Raw genomic sequence first — 562 nt, forward strand, 5'->3', positions numbered from 1 at the left:
CCGTAGCGAAAGCGAGTCCGAATAGGGCGAGTCAGTGGCATGCTCTAGACCCGAAGCGGAGTGATCTACCCATGGCCAGGTTGAAGCGACGGTAAGACGTCGTGGAGGACCGAACCCACTTAGGTTGAAAACTGAGGGGATGAGTTGTGGGTAGGGGTGAAAGGCCAATCAAACTCCGTGATAGCTGGTTCTCCCCGAAATGCATTTAGGTGCAGCGTCGCGTGTTTCTCACCGGAGGTAGAGCTACTGGATGGTCTAGGGGGCCCACAAGCTTACCGAAATCAGCCAAACTCCGAATGCCGGTGAGTGAGAGCGCGGCAGTGAGACTGCGGGCGATAAGGTTCGTAGTCGAGAGGGAAACAGCCCAGATCGCCAGCTAAGGTCCCTAAGCGTGTACTAAGTGGAAAAGGATGTGGGGTCGCGAAGACAACCAGGAGGTTGGCTTAGAAGCAGCCACCCTTGAAAGAGTGCGTAATAGCTCACTGGTCAAGTGATCCTGCGCCGACAATGTAGCGGGGCTCAAGTACACCACCGAAGCTGCGGCATTCACGCAATAGCCCCC

The 562-nt window shown here is 56.0% G+C and carries 1 rRNA gene (cut by a window edge); it reads left to right on the forward strand.

Annotation, left to right across the window (positions count from 1 at the left end):
• Positions 1-562 (forward strand): 23S ribosomal RNA (locus AO065_RS20355) (its annotated part continues 792 nt past the right edge of the window); the annotation flags it as partial.

The organism is Pseudomonas viridiflava (assembly GCF_001642795.1).
In the GTDB taxonomy this organism is placed as follows: Bacteria; Pseudomonadota; Gammaproteobacteria; order Pseudomonadales; family Pseudomonadaceae; genus Aquipseudomonas; species Aquipseudomonas viridiflava.